Genomic DNA, 18,099 nt, shown 5'->3' on the forward strand with positions numbered 1-18,099 from the left:
TAATAATAAGCGTGCAGGTCAGAGATTTATTGGGGGATTAATAATTATTAATGAAGTTCCGGTAAGTTATTTTCTTCTGCTGAATCTACCGGTTGCCCCGAAGGCGGCGGTGTAATTTTTAGAATGTTCATTAATTCCCCGGTGCGTTCGCTAATACGGTAGCCACTGGTCATGGCCAGATAACGTAATTCAACAAGACGGCGTTTAGAGGAGAACACTTCATTTTCACTATCGAGTAAATCCAGCAGCGTACGCTCGCCAAGACTAAATTGATCCTGATAAGCCGTGCGCACTTTGACGCTGCGGTCGGCGTATTCTTCTGCCGAAGGAAGCTGAGCGCGCGCGTTTTGCAGTGCGGTCCAGGCCAGGCGCAACTCCTGATTCAGTTGGCGCAGCGTGTTATTACGTACATCCTGGGCCTGCTTGTGCAGATAAGCACGGGAGTTCATGTTGGCTTTGTCGCTGCCACCCTGGTACAGGTTGTAATGCAGTTTGACCATCGCTTCCCACTCTTCGGTGTGTGCGCGGGTGGTATCGGTGTTGTTGCTAATCCCACGGGAAAGCTCAACGTCCACACGTGGATAGAAGGTTGATTTCGACGCTTCGTACTGCTGGTGCGCAGCTTCGATATCCGCATTGGCAGACTTCAGTAATGGATTATTTTTTTCCATCCGACTTTTGGCATCTTCCAGCGAGGTTGGCAGTTGAGAGTCAATGCTCTCTGGCTGGCTTAAGCCCTGCGGGTCCATGCCCGTCACGCTGACAAAGGTGGTTTTCGCGTCTTCAAGGTTAGTCTGCTCGGTCAGCAGGTTGTTACGCGCCTGTGCCAGACGCGCTTCGGCCTGCATAAAATCCCCGGAGCGCCCAACGCCCTGATCGGTACGCAGTTTTATCTGGTCGTAAATGCGCTCGTGGTTCGCCAGATCGTCTTCGGCAAGGCGAACAAATTCTTCGCGTTGCAGCACGTCGAAATAGGCCTGAATCACCGCATAAGCGGTGCTTTCGCTGGTGTTCATCACACCGTAGGCGCGTGAGTCTACGGTCGCTTTTTGCCGCGCCACTTCGCTGTTGGTGGCAAAACCGTTGAATACATTTTGCTCAAGGCTGATAGTCGCCTCGTTAGGTGACTGAGTCAGACCGTTATTGCGGCCTGCCGCGCGGGTAGTTGCATCATCAACATTTTTGCGCCCGGCCTCGGCATTTAAATTCAGTGATGGCAAATAACCACCTTGAGCCGCCCGCAGTTCTTGCTCCGAGGAATAACGACTATTTATTGCAGCATTAACTTCAGGATGATTCGCTAATGCATCTTTAACGGTATTTTGTAAGTCTTCTGCGTTAACTGCATTTATTGAAAAAAATGAAAGCAGAAAAACTAAAAACTTCTTCATGACATGAATGCCTTATATCTCACGGTTATGACATCCAGTTGTCGTCGCTATCATCCATTTTTACAAACACGTTATATTAATTAACAAATGTGAATTATCTTAATTGATGGCTGTAATCAGCTATTCAGCGACATGTTTTGTCACATCGTGTTTTATTTTTGGTTATTTTTTATTATATTCATTTGCCAGTCAAGTCTCATGTAATTGCATTCTATAAAATGTGTTTTTTTCTACATTGAGATATTAATGTTTACATTAATTGAATGTGATATTTGTTCGTTAATATATTAACGAGTTTATAAAAATAATGATGGTAATTAAGTGAGGTTACGGTGAGCAAATTACTCGGTGTGATCAAAGCAATCATTGGACAGGTTTACGTTGTTGATGCCAATGGCGTGCAACGACAGGTTCATGAAGGCGACAGGGTATATAGCGGTGAGGAAATTGTAACCGGAGCCAGCGGCGCGGTAAGTATCTCTTTACCAGACGGAAAAACGCTTGATATAGGCCGTAATAGCCATTGGGGTGAGCACGGGCTACAGGCCAGCCATAATCCGGACAGTAGCGCTCAGGATATTGCCGCTGCACAAAAGGCCATTGCCGATGGCGCTGACCCGACGCAGGTGCTGGAAGCCACGGCTGCAGGTAATGAAGCGCCAGTAACCCTGGAAGGTGGCGGCGGCGGTCATACACTGGTTCAGCTTGAATTAACCGGACAGGTGGTTGATCCGACAGCAGGTTTTAACACCAAAGGTCTGGGAAGCCCGAACTGGGATATCAACTTGCCAGTTGGGGGGATTGATGCCGGTTCCGCGAGTGTTTTCCCGCCTGAGGTGCAAATTACCGAGTTTGCCGGCAACGACGGTTTCATTAACAAAAATGAATTCCACCAGACCCATTTAAGCGGCACCAGTAATCAAAATCACATCACACTCACCTTCACCGATAGCCAAAAAAACACATTTACCGTTACTGTTCCGGTGAGCAACGGGCACTGGAATATTGATACCGATCTGGGGGGACTGGTTCCGGGAAATGTAACAGTGGTGGCAATTGCGACCGATGTGACGGGACGAACGGCTGAAAGTTTTGACCATGCGCTGATTGATATTACCGGACCAAACATCGACATTACCGTTGATAACGTCACGCCGGATAACCTCATTAACTACGAAGAGTCACGTCAACCGCAAACCCTGATCCACGGGACGGTTGGCGGCGATGCTAAACCAGGCGATGTCGTCACTTTATTGGTTGATGGTAAAGAATATACCGGTGTTGTTACCGACCCGGGTAATGGGACTCTGACTTATACCATACCGGTACAGACTCAGGGGTTACTGAATGACCCGAACATTCACGCCACATTAACTTCTACTGACGATGCAGGAAACACCACCATTGTTTCCACGGATCATCATGTCGATAACGACCTGTATGCGCAAAATGCCGTGACCATTGAAACGGTGGCGAATGATGATGTCGTCAACGCTAATGAGTCTCGTATGCCGACCATTATTTCTGGCGTTGCCAGCGGTGATGCGAAAGCGGGTGATCCGGTCACGTTGACCATTCAGGGTAAAACTTTTCACGGCACGGTTTTCGACGATCATGGTCAGCTCCGCTATGAAATCGTTGTGCCTTCCGCAACCCTCAAAGAGGGGGCCAACGATGTGCAGGTGACGCTGGTCAGCCATGACGCGGTAGGCAATGAAGCCACTGCCGTGACGCACCGCACCGTGGTGCTGGATACCCAGGCGCATAACGTGCTGACTATCGACAATGTGACCGACGATAACACCCTGAACCGTGTAGAGCTGTATATGCGCAATCAGGTGATTTCCGGTACCGTCAGCGGCGAAGACGCTAAAGTAGGTGACCCGCTACTGGTGGAGATTAACGGTCATCAGTACAACGGTCAGGTTATCGATCTCGGCAATAACACGCTGGGCTACCGTATTGCGGTTAACGCTTCCGACTTTGCGAATAACAGCACCCCGGTAGATGGGAATGTGGAAGTGAAGGTCAGCGTCACCTCCCATGATGCAGCGGGTAACCTGGCGATTGCCACCGATACCCACAGCGTACACATTGATAATCTCGCGACTAATCAGGTCAACATTGGCGCGGTAGCAACGGATGATGTGGTCAACGCCATTGAAAATCGTATGACGACGCTAATAAATGGTGTGGCGGGTGGTGATGCTAAACCAGGCGATGCGGTCAGCGTCAGCGTACAGGGGCAGATTTTTACCGGTACGGTGGTCGATGATAACGGCCAGATGCGTTACGAAGTGGCATTACCGACAGGAACTTTGGCGGAAGGCAAAAACGATGTAGTGGTAACGCTGGTCAGCCATGATGCGGCGGGTAACGAAGTGACCGCGCTGGCGCACCGTACCATCACGCTGGACACTCAGGCGCACAACTCTCTGACAATTAATGATGTAGACAGCGATAACACCCTGAATCGTAGTGAGCTGTACACTCGTAACCAGGTCATCTCCGGCTCCATCGGCAGCAATGAAGATGCTAAACCCGGCGATCCGGTTCAACTCGAGATTAACGGTCACCAGTACCGCGGGGAGGTTATCGATTTAGGCAACAATGCGCTGGGCTACCGCATCACGGTAGATACTTCTGACTTTGCCAACAACAGCGTACCGATTGACGGTAATGTGGAAGTGAAGGTCACGGTCACCTCTCACGATGCGGCGGGTAACCTGGCGATCGCCACCGGCACTCACAGCGTGCACATTGATAACTTCGCTATCAACCAGGTCAGCATTGATGCGGTAGCGACGGATGATGTAGTCAACGCCATTGAAAACCGTATGGTAACGCTGATTAGCGGTGCAGCTGGCGGTGATGCCAGAGCAGGCGATGTGGTCACTGTTAGCATGCATGGGCAAAACTATACCGGAACGGTCGTTAATGATAACGGCCAGTTGCGCTATGAAGTGGCGCTGCCGAAAGCGGCCTTGTTGGAAGGCAAAAATGAGGTGGTGGTCTCGCTGGTCAGCCACGATGTGGCGGGCAACGAAGTGACCGCGCTCGCGCACCGAACCGTGGTACTGGACACCAAAGCGCATAACACTGTCAATATTCATGATGTCACCGCCGATAACACCCTGAACTTTACTGAGCTGTCGGCGGCTAAACAGACGATTACCGGTTTCGTTGGCGGTGAGGATGCAAAGGTAAACGATCCGGTCTTACTGGAGATAAATGGCCATCAGTACAGCGGTAAGGTGATTGATTTTGGCCGCGGTAAGCTGGGTTATAGCATCGATGTGGATTCTTCTGCATTTGCTGATAACAGCGGTCATGTGTTGACGAATGTGAAAATTACCGCGATGGTCACCTCTCATGACGCAGCGGGAAACCTGGCGATCGCGACGGATTCCCATAAAGTCCATATCGATAACTACGCGGAAAACACGCTTAAAATTGACGCAGTGGCCACGGACAATGTGGTCAACGCCATTGAAAATCGGATGCCTACCATAATCAGCATCGTCGCTGGCGGCGATGCCAAAGTGGGCGATGCGGTGAAAATAAGCCTTCATGGGCAAGACTTTAACGGCAAGGTGGTCAACGAAAACGGCCAGCTACGTTATGAAGTGGTTCTGCCACATGGAACCCTGCATGAAGGTAAGAACGCAGTGGTTGCGACACTGGTCAGCCATGACGCACTGGGCAATGAAGTAACCAGTGAGTCGCACCGTATTGTCACCCTTGATACTCATGCGCATAACACTATCTCGCTGGATAATATCGCTACGGACAATGTCCTCAATTACCAGGAACTGTCCGCGACAACACAGCGTATTACGGGCATTGTCGGTGGGGAAGATGCGAAAGTCGGCGACCCAATACAACTGGTGGTTAATGGTCATCAGTACGATAGCAAGGTCATTGACCTTGGTCACGGGCATCTGGGTTACAGCATTGATGTGGACTCATCGTCGTTTGCGAACAACAGCGACCATGTGTTGACCGATGTCGATGTACACGTCACGGTCACCTCTCATGACGCGGCGGGTAACCTTGCCATCGCTACCGATAGCCATAAAGTTCATATCGATAACTTTGCCAAAAACGCGGTGACGACGAATATCGTCGCGTCGGATGATGTGGTAAACGCGATTGAAAACCGCATGCCGACGCTGATTAGCGGTATCGCGAAAGGCCTGGATGCCAAAGCGGGCGATGTGGTGACTGTCCATGTACAGGGACAAACACAGGACTTTAGCGGCACGGTGGTTAACGATCACGGCGTTCTGCGCTACGAAGTGTTTGTTCCAACAGGTGTGTTGCAAGAAGGCAGCAACGACGTGATGGTGACGCTGGTCAGTCACGATGATGTGGGCAATCAGGCGGTTGCGGTGGAGCATCGAACCGTTACGCTGGATACGCAGGCGCAAAGTACCGTCCATATTGATAACGTCACTGATGACGGCAAACTTAACCATCTTGAGCTGGATACGCCGATGCAGCTCATCAGCGGCATGGTGGGTGGTGACGCGCAGGTTGGCGATGCGGTGAGCGTTGAAATTAATAAGCAGACGTTTAACGGCAAGGTGATTGATCTTGGCGGCGGTCAATTAGGGTATCAGGTCCCGGTCAACTCAACGGTGTTCAGCGATAATAAAACCGATCAGGATAAAGATGTGACCGTGAGCGTCACGGTTATCTCTCACGATGCGGTGCAAAATGAGGTCATTACTACCGCAACCCGTGTTGTGCATATTGATAACCATGCCGATGCTAAAATCACCGTTGATACGGTGGCAGGCGATGACAAGCTGAACGGCGCAGAAGCCGCGAAACACCTCACTGAGGTGATGGGGACGGTTTCGGGCGATGTGCATGTAGGGACTAAAGTTCAGGTTATTGTCAACGGCCATACTTACGACACAATCGTTCAGCAACTCCCGGAACATAACAATGCGCTGGGATATAAGCTGGACGTTCTGAGCCGCGATCTGGTCAAAGACCCGCATATCGTTGCCCGCGTAGTCGGCAAAGATGATGTGCATAATTTTCATAAAGCGGAAATAACGCACGACCTGGTGGTTGATTTACATGCTAAGGCAATGCTGACGATCGATCCGGTCACTGGCGATAACATGGTCAACGGCGATGAATCAAAACAGCCATTCACCTGGATAACCGGGAAAGTGGCCGGGGATGTTCATGTAAATGACGTCGTTTATCTCACCGTTAATGGTCACGTCCTGACGGGAAAAGTGCACGATGTGGGGGGCGGAGTTCTCGGCTACAGCATTAAAGTCAGCACCGCAGACCTGATCTCCGATCCGCATTTAACCGCGACGGTGAGCACCACCGATGGCGCGGGCAACCCGGCCACGGCCAATGCAGAAACCACCGTTATTATCGATACCCGTGTGGATGCGCAGATAACCATTGATGCCGTGATGCCGGATAATACGCTGAATCTTGCAGAGCAAATGCATGGCTATACGATAGTGAGCGGTACGGTGAGCGGTGAGGTCCATCCTGGCGATCCGTTTACCATGACCATCAATGGCCATAACTATGCCGGGGTGGTGGAAGATCGTGGCAACCATCAGATGGGTTTCCATCTTCCGGTGTCGACCGCCGATCTGGTTGCCAGCCCGCATATTGAAGTCTCAATGGATGTGACGGATGCGGCGCAGAACCATGCCCATATTGTGGCGCACCATGATGTTAATCTGGACAGTAAAGCTGAGGCCGAAATTACCATTGACCCCGTAACAGGGGATGATGTACTGAACGGCGTTGAACTGGGTAAGTCTTTAACGACCATTAGTGGTACAGTCGGTGGTGACGCGAAAATTAATGATCTGGTGCACCTGAATATCGGTGGCCATATGATTGATGCCACAGTGACGCACCTGCCAAATCTGGGCACACTGGGTTACTCCATTAATGTTGATACTCAGTGGCTGCAAAGCGATCCACATATTACTGCGACTATCACGACTACCGATGCGGCGGGTAATAATGCAACCGCGGATGCGCACAGTGCGGTGGCAATTGACCCGCACGCGGAAGCTATCGTTCATATCGATCCGCTAATCACCAAAGATCATGACTCGGTAATTAACTATTCCGAGGCGCATTATCCGCTGACTACCGTCACCGGAAGCGTCGGCGGCGACGTCCGCGTTGGTGATGTTGTGGAACTGACTATCAACCATCAGACCTACTATGCGCCGGTGCATGATGAGTACGGTCGGCTGGTGTTCAGCACCCAGGTCTCAACACTGGATCTGCTGATGTCGCCGAAGATCCATGCGGAAGTCTCAGCGACCGATGCGGCAGGCAACGTCGCGCGTGGTTATGACAGCATGGCGGTGGTGGTTGATACCGTTGCTGACGCAGGGATCACCATTGATTCTGCGATGAACTGGCGAGGTTGGGACCTGCCAGCAGGAAACCGCCCTGAATTTGTGACGGTAACCGGGCATGTTACCCCAGATGCGAAGCTTCATGATTTGGTTACAGTTGATGTGGGCAACAACACGCATCTGGAAACGCAGGTTATTACCCTCCCGGATGGGAAACTGGGCTACACGCTGGATATTCTGACTCCGTACTGGAATAACGACGGCAATATCACTGTCTCCATCACCACCCATGATGATCATGGCAACACCGCGACAGCAGTAGAACATAAATTTATAGATCTCCCGTGGGTAACCAATACTTACACCCCTGCCAATACGCCTTTTGGTATGCACACCCCACCGACAACGCCGGGTACAGGAACAACACAACCTCACCAACCGACCGTGCACCTTACCGTTGATAAGGTGGCGGGCGATGATGTTCTCAATCATGACGAAGCGCTGAAATCGACAACGCCCATCCGTGGTCTGGTGACTGGCGATGTTCATATTGGTGATGACGTTATTGTTACTATTAACAATGTTTCATACACCGGGCACGTTAAGGCTATCCCGACTATGCCGGGACAGCTGGCATATGAGGTTGATGTCCCGACCACAGCGCTTCAGGCGCATCCGTCGTTTGATGTCTCCGTTACAGTGAAAAACGCAGCAGGGACAGCAACAGACTCAGCGCAGAAAAACATCACCGTAGACACGGAAAATCCGCTGCAGGTCACGATGGATAAGATTGCCGGGGATGATGTGATAAATGGCAAAGAAGCCCAGGCTGGAAAAGTAACCGTTAGCGGTACGGTCAGCGGTGAAGGTATCCATGACGGTAGCGTGGTGAATCTGCAGGTTAACGGTAATACGTTGACAGCCGTTGTTCATCTGCAACATGGTCAATGGGTTTGGTCGAAAGATGTCAGCGTCAATGACCTGCACAATAATCCGGATATTAAGGCGACGGTAACGGCGACGGACGATCATGGAAACCTGGGGAGTGCCTCTGCCAGCAGCCATGTAGTGGTCGATCTGAGTGCCGATGCTGGAGTCACTATCGATAAGATCGCGCAGGACAATGTGCTGAATGCGCAGGAATCGCTGCAACCTAAGATAGCCGTAACGGGTTCAGTATCGGGAGATGTGCATCCGGGTGATAAGGTGACCCTGACGGTTAACGGTAATGAATATGCGGCCACGGTGGACCAGAGCCATCATTACACTGTTGATATCTACACCAAAGACCTGCTGGCGGATCATGCCATTGTGGCGAAAGTGATGGGTTATGACGAGCATAAGAATGTGCAGTCCGCCAGCTTCACGCAGAATTATTCAATTGATACGACGACAACGGGCAGCGTGACCATCAATACCGTTGGTGGTGACGATGTTATCAATGCCGATGAGGTAAAAGCAGGAACCGTTGAAGTCAGCGGTCAGGTCGATGGCGATGTGCATCTCGGTGATAAAGTCGACATTCTCGTCGATGGTGTCACGGTTCATACGCGAGTCATTGAGCTGCCGCATATGAACGGGCAATTGGGTTACAAAGCGATGGTGAGTACGGTCGGGCTGCAGAACGATCCGACTATTCATGTCAGCGTGCATGGGCACGATGCGGCATTGAATCCAATGCATGCCGTGAACGACAAAACGGTCACTATCGACACGCAGGTGGATGCCAGCATCGTGTTGGATAAGGTGTCCATCGATGATGTGCTGAATAATGAGGAAACTCAGCATGCGAAAACCACCATCAGCGGCTATGTGACCGGGGACGTGGATGTTGGCGATCAGGTGACCATCACCGTTAACGGTAAAGATCTGGTTGCTGATGTTAAAAATAGCTGCGGTCAAAAGGTCTTTAGCGTAGACGCCAGTACGACTGACCTGATTCACGATCAAAAGATCCTCGCTCATGTTATCGCCCATGACGATGCCGGTAACCGTGATAAGGTCAATACCGATAAGACTATTACCATCGACAGAACCGCTGCGGGAACGATGGATATTGATAACGTCACCGCGGATAACGTTTTGAATCATCAGGAACTCCAGGGCGCGACGGTGAGGGTCACCGGGCATCTTGGCGGTGATGTTGATGTCTGGGATTCGATCAAATTAAAAATTGGCGGTCAGGAATTTACCGGTTCGGTAGATACGCTGAGCAATGGCGATCGGGTCTGGCACGTTGATGTGGACAGCCATGTCATGGAAGTGAACACCACGTTTTCGGTTGAGGTTAAAGGTCATGATGCGCCGGGCAACCCGTATTCAAAGACAACTTCCCACAGCTATTCTGTTGATCAACAGGCAGACGCCACGCTTATCGTCGATAAGGTTACCGGGGACAACCATATTTCACGTGCCGAATCACAGGATGCCGTCACGCATATTACCGGCAGCGTGAGCGGTGATGTACAGGACGGCGGTCATATTAAAGCGCTGGTAAATGGTCATCAGTACGATGCTATTCTTCATCAGGGCAATAATGGGCTGACCTATGATATTGAGGTTGAGACTTCCGCATTCCGGGCTGGTCATAACCGCGTGAACGTATTGATCGAGGCGCATGATGACCACGGAAATACCACACCTTACACGCAAACGCTGAACGTGACGATGGACGATCCCGCGCCAGTGAAAGGACATTCGGTGGATAAAGGGAATCATGCAGCGATGCATCAGGCGCTGCACAACCTGTTCGATGACAACGCATTATCTCTGTCTTACGCACCAGCAGCGACCGGACACGGCCAGGCGACAGCGGTGCTCAGCGCCGATGATAAAGCGAAGGGGGTGCTCGAAAAAGTTGATCTCAGCGATCTGGCCCGTGAACTGCATGAAGGTGTGGATATTGCGAAGTATATTCAAAGCGGCGGCGATCATCACCTGATCGCCAGCCCGGCGAAGGTGGCGCATGGGATTGATACTGCACTGTCGACTCCGGCAAGCAGCGATCTGCATTCTCCGAGCTACTCGTTGGATCACCTGATTGCTAAACCCGATCAAAACCACACTCACTAACGATTGCCTGCTGTCCTGTGTAAACAGGGCAGCAGCATCATGCAAAATGAAAAGGCACTGATATGAATTCTGATTCATCTGCTGCAAACGTGCAGGCAGAAGGCGTGGCAAAAAGCCCTGAAAATGATAACCAGCAGGCTTTAGCGATGCTGCAAAAAAGCGACCTGGAGATGGTTCGCGTACTCGACGATTTGATTTACCTGTTGATCCGTAAAGGCGTGATTGCCATTACCGATCTTCCACCGATGGCGCAGGTTAAATTAATGAATCGCGCGAACGCGCGCCAGGAACTTGGCGGGTTAGAACAACTGCTTGGTAACGATGAACGTATATTTTAGCTGATGCAGGCAGTTTGTAGGCCGGATAAGCAAAGCGCCATCCGGCTATACACAGGCGTATCAAGACGCCAGTTTGATCACAATGGCGCGGGCTCACCTAATAATTGCCCCATTGCACCATCAACCCCTAATTCTTGCAGCACCATAAGCTCGCCTTCCGTTTCAACACGTTCGGCAATGAGCGGCAAATCAATACTGCGCGTGGCGTTGCATAACACTTCAATAAATAAACGTTTATCGTTTTCTTCATTAATATTGCGGATATAGCTGCTGTCGATTTTCAGATAAGCAAGTCCCCACTGCGACAGATGACCAATCATATCGAAACGGCTACCGAAGTGTTGCAGACCCAGCGAGCAGCGATGCTGACCGACGGTTTTAACAAATGCCGCCATCTGATGGGGACCGGGTAACTGATTTTCATCCAGTTCCAGAATCAACTGACTGGCTAATTTCGGTGAATAGCGCAGCGGGGTGAGTAGCTCAGCTGTGGCGGCCGCACTGGCGACAGAACTGCCGGAGATACTCAACGCCAATTTTCCGGGCGCGGTTTTCAACCGGTTCAATGTCAGTTTCAACATGACTTTATCGAGGCGATGACTCCAGCCAAAGCGGTGGATCCAGGGTAGGAACCGTCCCGCGGTAATGGCGTTACCCTGCTCATCAATAATGCGCGACAGCACCTTGTAATGCAGGATTTTGTCCGGCTGGCGGCAATCGACTACCGGCTGATAAACCAGCTGGAACTGCTGCTTATCGAGTGCATGCTCCAGACGAACAAACCACAAATGCTGATCTTCTGTACTCGCAGGGACTTCAGTGGTGGGAACCACCTGATGGTCGGTGTGTGTTTCGGCTTCAACCAGCAGGCGATCGGCCTGGATCAGCAATGATTGAGCATTATCTCCGGCGCTAAACGGCACCATGCTGGTGTAGGCAACTGGCTGTTGGTCTGACATTCCGGTGGCGTAAAAGGCTGTCAGTTTTTGGCTCAGCGAATTGCACAAATCCAACATCTCACCATGTGTGACGCCAGGGCAGAGCAGGGCGAACTCACCACCGCGAATGCGGGCAAGCGTGCTGTCAAGAGACGCATATTTTTCTTTATGCGCGTTCAGCAGGTTGGCGATATTGAGCAACAGTTTGTCGGTATGCGGCCCGCCAAAGCGCTGATTCAGACCGCCTAAATCCTGGACGCGGACCAGCATCAAATAACCCGGTGCGGTATCGGCATCGCTTAGCCGCGCCTCAAGCTGCATATCGAAAGCCCGGCGATTGGCAATTCCGGTCTGGCTGTCGAGATAAGCTTCATTGTGCAGGCGTTCGCTGTAGATAGCTTGCTCTTCAAATAACGATTTAAGCTTCGCGGCCATTAAATTCATGGCGCCTACAACGCGACGTAATTCCGGCGTTTTAGGTAGCTCGTGGAGTGTCAGAAACTCGCGGCGGGTAATAGCTTCTGATTGTTTTGCCATGTAATTGAGCGGGCGCAGCAGTTTGCGCAGCAGCAAACTGCCGGCGATTAAGCAGGCGAGGCTACAGGACAGCATCCACAACAGATTACCTAAGGTATTGTCCCACAGACGCTGCACTGCAAAGATAGGATCGCTGGTCACTTCCACGCGAGCAGCCTGCTGCCAGCCGCGCATAATCGTTGCTTCACCGGTTTGCGGGGTAACATCCACCAGATCGACGAACCAGGCCGGGACGTTGGGAATTGACGCTGCCGCATTGCGCTCAAGCATTATTTTACCGTTCGCCAGATCGACGATGCGGATTTTTTTGTAGTAACCACTATCGAAAATGGAACTGACCATCAGCTCGATCATTGCCGGGTCGTTGACGTTGGGCGTTAGCGAAACGCCTAGCGCCGTTGCGGCATCCTGGGCATGTGAAAGGAGTTGGTTATTGGACTGATTGCGAGAACTCTCCAGCGTCACAATAAAATTGCCGCTGAATACAATCATCATAAAGAGAGAGATTGCCAGAAGTAACTGTTTAAAAAGAGACACGGGCGATTCCTATTTATCCATCGGGAAGCCTTCTTCCCGCATTTTTGTGAAAACTTGCTGCCAGCGAGAAAGCCTCTTGCTGTCCCCAACGCGTTTATTGTTTTGATTGCCAGGGAGCCAAAGGCCGGTGTTGTTAAAGGAGTAGACGGGTAATAAATCCATGCGCTGCGTCGCAGGAGAAATAGTGCTGGTCAGACTGTCGAGAACCAAAGGAATCGCCTCAGGGGTGGCGTACCAGGTCAGCACCATGTGTGCGCGGTTTAAACGCAGGGCTTTAACATAGGTGATGCGAAGTTTGTCTTCGGATACGCCCAACTGGCGGAGGGTGAAATATTTGACGATCGCGTAGTCTTCACAATCTGCCTCACCCTTGCGCAGCGACTCGATAGGGGTTGCCCAGTAATCGACGTTATGCCAGACATCAATGTCTTCGGTATAGCGGATCTTCTCGTTAAAGAATTGATTTACAGCGCGTAATTGCGTTTGCTCGTCAGCATTACGCAACTGGAGCAGAAGCTGTTGCCAGGCGCTGATCCGTTGCTGCGCTTCTGGTGTAGCCGGGCCATAAAGCGCATCGGACTTTTGTTGAATATTGGCAAAATCCCAGGCTGCGCGTAGCGAATGGACTGACAGCAATAGCAGCAGCGCCCCGGGGATTTTCCACAGGCGCAGCAGGCGATGGCGTAAGCAGCGGCGGATAATGTTCAATGGCTATGCTGACAACTGCCCGGTGACGGGTTTTTCAGCTTTTCGCAGGACCAGGGGGACAACCACTTTTTACGTAATTGCACGTTGGCCGGCGAGGCAAAAAAATCTTTCAGCGTACTGTCAACAAACGTCACAAACTGCGGATCGTTTTTCCTCATCATAATGGCATAGTGCATATCATTACCGATGCTCTCAGAAGAGACGCCGAACAGTTCAGGTTGCTCGCTATGATTAATTAGCGGCCAGGCCAAAATATCATCAACAAAGAAAGCAGCGGATTCATTATGCGCCATCTTCTCAAATGCGCCCTTTATGGTGGTGCTGGTAATCGTTGAAATATTAAGGTGTTGCTCTCTGTTGGCTTTATTAAATTCCAGCAAATCTTTTGAGCTTCCGGTCAGACTCACCGTGCGACCTTTAAGATCGGCAATTGACCGTATATTATTTTTACGTAAAGAGATGATGCGCATCTTTGCGGTATAATAGTTTTCAGAAAATGACACACTGGAGGTCCGCTCCGGCGCATTGGTATTTACGCCACAGTCCATATCTATTTTACGCGAGTTTAATGCGGAGAACCGTTCGGCAAAATTCACGGGAATATAATGAATAGTTAAATTGTTGAGTTTCAGATACTGGCGCAACTTATCGGCAATCATGTTGCATACCGCAATGGTATAACCCGTGACTTTGCCATTGTGGTCAGTAAAAGAAAATGGCGGCAGCTGGCGATAACCCACGTTGAGCACGCTGCTGTTCTGAATATGATCGAGCGTCGCAGCGTTCTGTTGCGCCATCAGTGCGGGGGAGATGACGAGGCCTGCCAGTAAAAACAGCCATTGCGCCGTACGCTTCACCCTTGTCATCTCACGATTAATTATATTTTTCATAATCAAAACTGATCTTCTTTTTAGCAGACGTTAATGCTTTCAGGTTATCTGACATGGGAATGTTTAAATTAATGGCCTTCGGCGGAATCGGTGACTGAAACCATTTATTGTACAGCGCAGTAAATTCGTTGCTGGTCATCAGGGAAGAGAGCGTGCCATCAACAAATTCTTTAAATTCTTTATCGTGTAACGGCAGTAACAAGCCGGCCGGTAACGGGGCGCTGAGCGCAATATCGGAAAGTTTATAGTCTTCAGGATTTGGCGTTTGCGCGATCATCCCTTTGAGTAGAACCGTACTGGAGATCAGTGCAGAATACTCACCGCTCTTCAGTTCATTGAATGCGGTAATATTGTTGGTATCGAGTTGAATATTAATATCCAGATCATTGGCAGCATTCACTTTTTGCAACTGTTCAACGTAAATCGTGCCGCTTTTTACCAGTACGCTATGTCCGGAAAGTTCTGTCAGATTGTCGTTGTTTTTATTTTTACGCATGACGAAGCGGGTGCTTGAAAAATAAAACGGCAGCGAGAACTCGCTAATGCTGTGGCGACTTTTCGAATAAAAGGCCGGGATACACATGATGTCTGCCATGTGATTTTTAATCAGGACAAACTGTGATGCCGAGTTAGCTTTTACCCACTCGACCTTCAGATTTTTAAGCTGAAGTTTTGTCTTGAGCGCGCTGACGATACTGTTGCAAATATCAATGGAATAGCCGGCAGGTACGTTGCCATTCTGCCAGGAGAAAGGAAACGCATCATCCTGATAACCAAGGGTAATGCTTTTCTTGCTGGCGATCTGTTCCAGCGTGTGCAACGGCAGGGGAGAGCCTGCTAAGCATGGCGTTGCTAAAACTATTAACAGGGCAAAAATCGTCAGCATGCCCTTTACCGGGCGAAAGAAGTCAGACATTGCACAGCCCTTCTTCAATGGCCTCAGCGGCAAATGCGGAAAGCACTTCACGCTCGCGCAGAGGATAGCTAAAGAAATAGCCCTGAACATTCTGGCACTCAATGTCGCGCAGAATGTCGCGTTGCTGCGCGGTTTCTACCCCTTCAGCGGTGACCGATATATTGTACTTATGGGCAAACTGAATCAGCATCACAATCAAATACTGACTGGCATTATCTTGCTGGAGCTTGTCGACCAGCGTGCGTGCAATCTTGATGCGGGTAAAAGGATAGATCAGCAGATAATCCAGTGCCGCGTAGCCAGTACCTAAATCATCCATCGCGATTTCGATGCCCAGAGAGCGGATCTCTTGTAGCACGGGTAAGGCAATCGATTTATCCAGTTTCTCGGATTCGGTAATTTCTATTTCAAGGCGCTCGGCTGAAAGTTGGCTGGTGCGTAACGCATCTTTGATAACGTCAACCAGTCCCGGACTGTGCAACTGGTAGGCCGAGATATTGACGGCAATCCTGATACGCTCCGGCCATTTGGCAGCGGCTTCACAGGACTGACGAATAATCCATTCGCCCAAACGTACGATCAGGCCAGAGCTTTCGGCTATGTTGATAAAATAATCAGGATAAATCAGTCCCTTAGTTGGATGATTCCAGCGGATGAGCGATTCGTAGCCATACACGCTTTCATCTTCCAGATTGATGATTGGCTGGTAATGAAGTTCGAACTCCTTGTTATCAATACCATCGATAATTTCCTGATTAATAAACAGGCTGTGAGTTTGCATCATCACCATGCCGTCTTCGAAGAAATGGAAGCAACCCCGGCCGTGATGTTTAGACGCGTACATGGCAAGGTCGGCATTAATCATTAGCGTAGAGCTATTGTTGCCCTGCCAGGGCGCGGTAGTAATACCGATGCTACAACTGATAGAAAATGTATGGGTACTCCATGTAAACGGGGTGCTCAGCGCGCGGATGATTCGCTTCGCCAGGCGATGTGCCTCTTTGATGGCGTTGTCATCGACATGTTGCAAAATAGCGAATTCATCACCGCCCAGACGCGCCACGATATCGTTGGGTCCCAGCAATAACTGCAGGCGTTGGGCAACGCTGATTAACAGTTCATCGCCCGCTTTATGGCCAAAGGTGTCGTTCACCGGCTTGAAGTTGTCGAGGTCAATCAACAGCAGGTTGAACGCTCTGTCCTCCTGATGAAGTTCACTGACGCGCTTATCTAAAGCCAGGCCAAACGATACGCGGTTGGGCAATCCGGTCAGCGAATCATGATGGGCCATATGCTCCATCTTCTGCGACATTTCATGCATGCGTTGCAGATAGCCGCGTTCTTTCATGGCGACACGCAATTTTTCAATCGCCCCGGCCAGATGTCCAATCTCATCGTCCTGATCAAGATAGGGCGTTATACAGTCCGTCTCTTCATGGGCGATGCGGGTAAGGGAGTTAATTAGCAGCGGAACTGGGCGGAATAAGCGGCGCATAAACATCGTGACCAGTGCCAGCGTTACCAGCAAAATCAGGACAAAAATGATACTGCTCTTTTTCAGCATCGCATCGTAAGTGGCGTAGAGATCGCTTTTTTTACCGATGCTGCTTATCAGGCTCCCGAGGATCTCACCTGAAGGCGTCAAAATAGGAACGGCGCTGATAAAGCACTCTTCGCCATTAATCTGGGCAAAGCCAACATAGTAGTTACCCAGCACATCGCGCGGCAGACGACCGGGGAAAGAGATGATCCCATCACCAGCTTCTGACTTGTTGTTGATGCCAACAAATCCTTTCTCCGGCGTATACAGAAACAACCAGGTGGGGCTATGGGTTTGTACTGATGCCAGTGCCAGAACGTCAACCGGGTTATAACCGGTTTGCATAATAGAGTCGGTGTCACCAATCTGTCTGTCGGAGACAATGCGGGATATCTGCCCTGCATCGCTGGTTTCGACCGAAACGGTGGTATACACGTTGCGGATGATGTAGGTCATAATCTGTGCATTTGCTTCAGCCCGCTGCACCCACTGCTGATAAGAAAAGTTATCTATCAGGCTCCAGTTGGTAAACGCACCAGCACTAAACGCAATAATGATACCCACCAGCAAGAATTGCGTTATTTTGCCAGTGATGGAATGTTGCCACCCTTTTATTGCTTTAAGGGAAAACAGAGACTTTGCCACGGATTATGTTAATTCCTGAAAAGATTATGCGATGCTAAATTTAGTTTCTGTTATTACTTAATGGAATATTGTTGTTGCAAATAAGTAGATGAAAGATGTTAAATGTAATGACGTAACAAATAACTAACATTGAACCATGGTGAGTAATGACAAAAATAACGGTATGCGAATATAGATAACGCTGCTCATATCGTCAACAAGCAAAAATGTTCATAAAAATACATT

At 50.1% G+C, this 18,099-nt stretch carries 8 protein-coding genes; 2 read left to right on the forward strand and 6 right to left on the reverse strand.

Annotated elements, in window-relative coordinates:
* Nucleotides 1-47: 47 nt before the first annotated feature.
* Entirely contained in the window at nucleotides 48-1,391 is a 1,344-nt protein-coding gene (locus tag BZK41_RS15575; protein WP_079938735.1) for a TolC family outer membrane protein, read from the reverse strand.
* A gap of 332 nt (nucleotides 1,392-1,723) precedes the next feature.
* Between BZK41_RS15575 and BZK41_RS15580 the strand changes: the two genes are divergently transcribed.
* Nucleotides 1,724-10,825: a retention module-containing protein gene (locus BZK41_RS15580; RefSeq protein ID WP_079938736.1), complete on the forward strand. Its 9,102-nt coding sequence runs from the start codon at nucleotides 1,724-1,726 to the stop codon at nucleotides 10,823-10,825.
* A 62-nt stretch (nucleotides 10,826-10,887) separates the two neighbouring features.
* Nucleotides 10,888-11,163, forward strand: coding sequence for a hypothetical protein (locus BZK41_RS15585; protein ID WP_079938737.1), 276 nt, complete (start codon nucleotides 10,888-10,890; stop codon nucleotides 11,161-11,163).
* 77 nt (nucleotides 11,164-11,240) lie between these two features.
* Here the strand turns inward: BZK41_RS15585 and lapD are convergent, their stop codons facing one another.
* From lapD to BZK41_RS15610, 5 genes are read right to left on the reverse strand one after another with little or no spacing between them, the layout of a single operon-like run.
* Nucleotides 11,241-13,175 (reverse strand): cyclic di-GMP receptor LapD, encoded by a 1,935-nt coding sequence (gene lapD / locus BZK41_RS15590; protein WP_079938738.1) that lies wholly within the window; start codon nucleotides 13,173-13,175, stop codon nucleotides 11,241-11,243.
* A 9-nt stretch (nucleotides 13,176-13,184) separates the two neighbouring features.
* The gene (gene lapG / locus BZK41_RS15595; RefSeq protein WP_079938739.1) at nucleotides 13,185-13,883 is read right to left on the reverse strand and encodes a cysteine protease LapG; all 699 of its coding nucleotides are present in this window, start codon (nucleotides 13,881-13,883) and stop codon (nucleotides 13,185-13,187) included.
* Nucleotides 13,880-14,773 (reverse strand): transporter substrate-binding domain-containing protein, encoded by an 894-nt coding sequence (locus BZK41_RS15600; RefSeq protein WP_079938740.1) that lies wholly within the window; start codon nucleotides 14,771-14,773, stop codon nucleotides 13,880-13,882. The genes lapG and BZK41_RS15600 overlap by 4 nt, the downstream gene beginning before the upstream one ends.
* Nucleotides 14,757-15,689, reverse strand: a complete 933-nt coding sequence (locus BZK41_RS15605; RefSeq protein WP_079938741.1) for an amino acid ABC transporter substrate-binding protein — start codon at nucleotides 15,687-15,689, stop codon at nucleotides 14,757-14,759. Before BZK41_RS15605 ends, BZK41_RS15600 begins: the two co-directional genes overlap by 17 nt.
* Nucleotides 15,682-17,874, reverse strand: a complete 2,193-nt coding sequence (locus tag BZK41_RS15610) for an EAL domain-containing protein (RefSeq protein WP_079938742.1) — start codon at nucleotides 17,872-17,874, stop codon at nucleotides 15,682-15,684. Before BZK41_RS15610 ends, BZK41_RS15605 begins: the two co-directional genes overlap by 8 nt.
* Nucleotides 17,875-18,099: the final 225 nt, after the last annotated feature.

This window comes from Citrobacter sp. A316, assembly GCF_002042945.1.
GTDB lineage: Bacteria > Pseudomonadota > Gammaproteobacteria > Enterobacterales > Enterobacteriaceae > Citrobacter > Citrobacter portucalensis.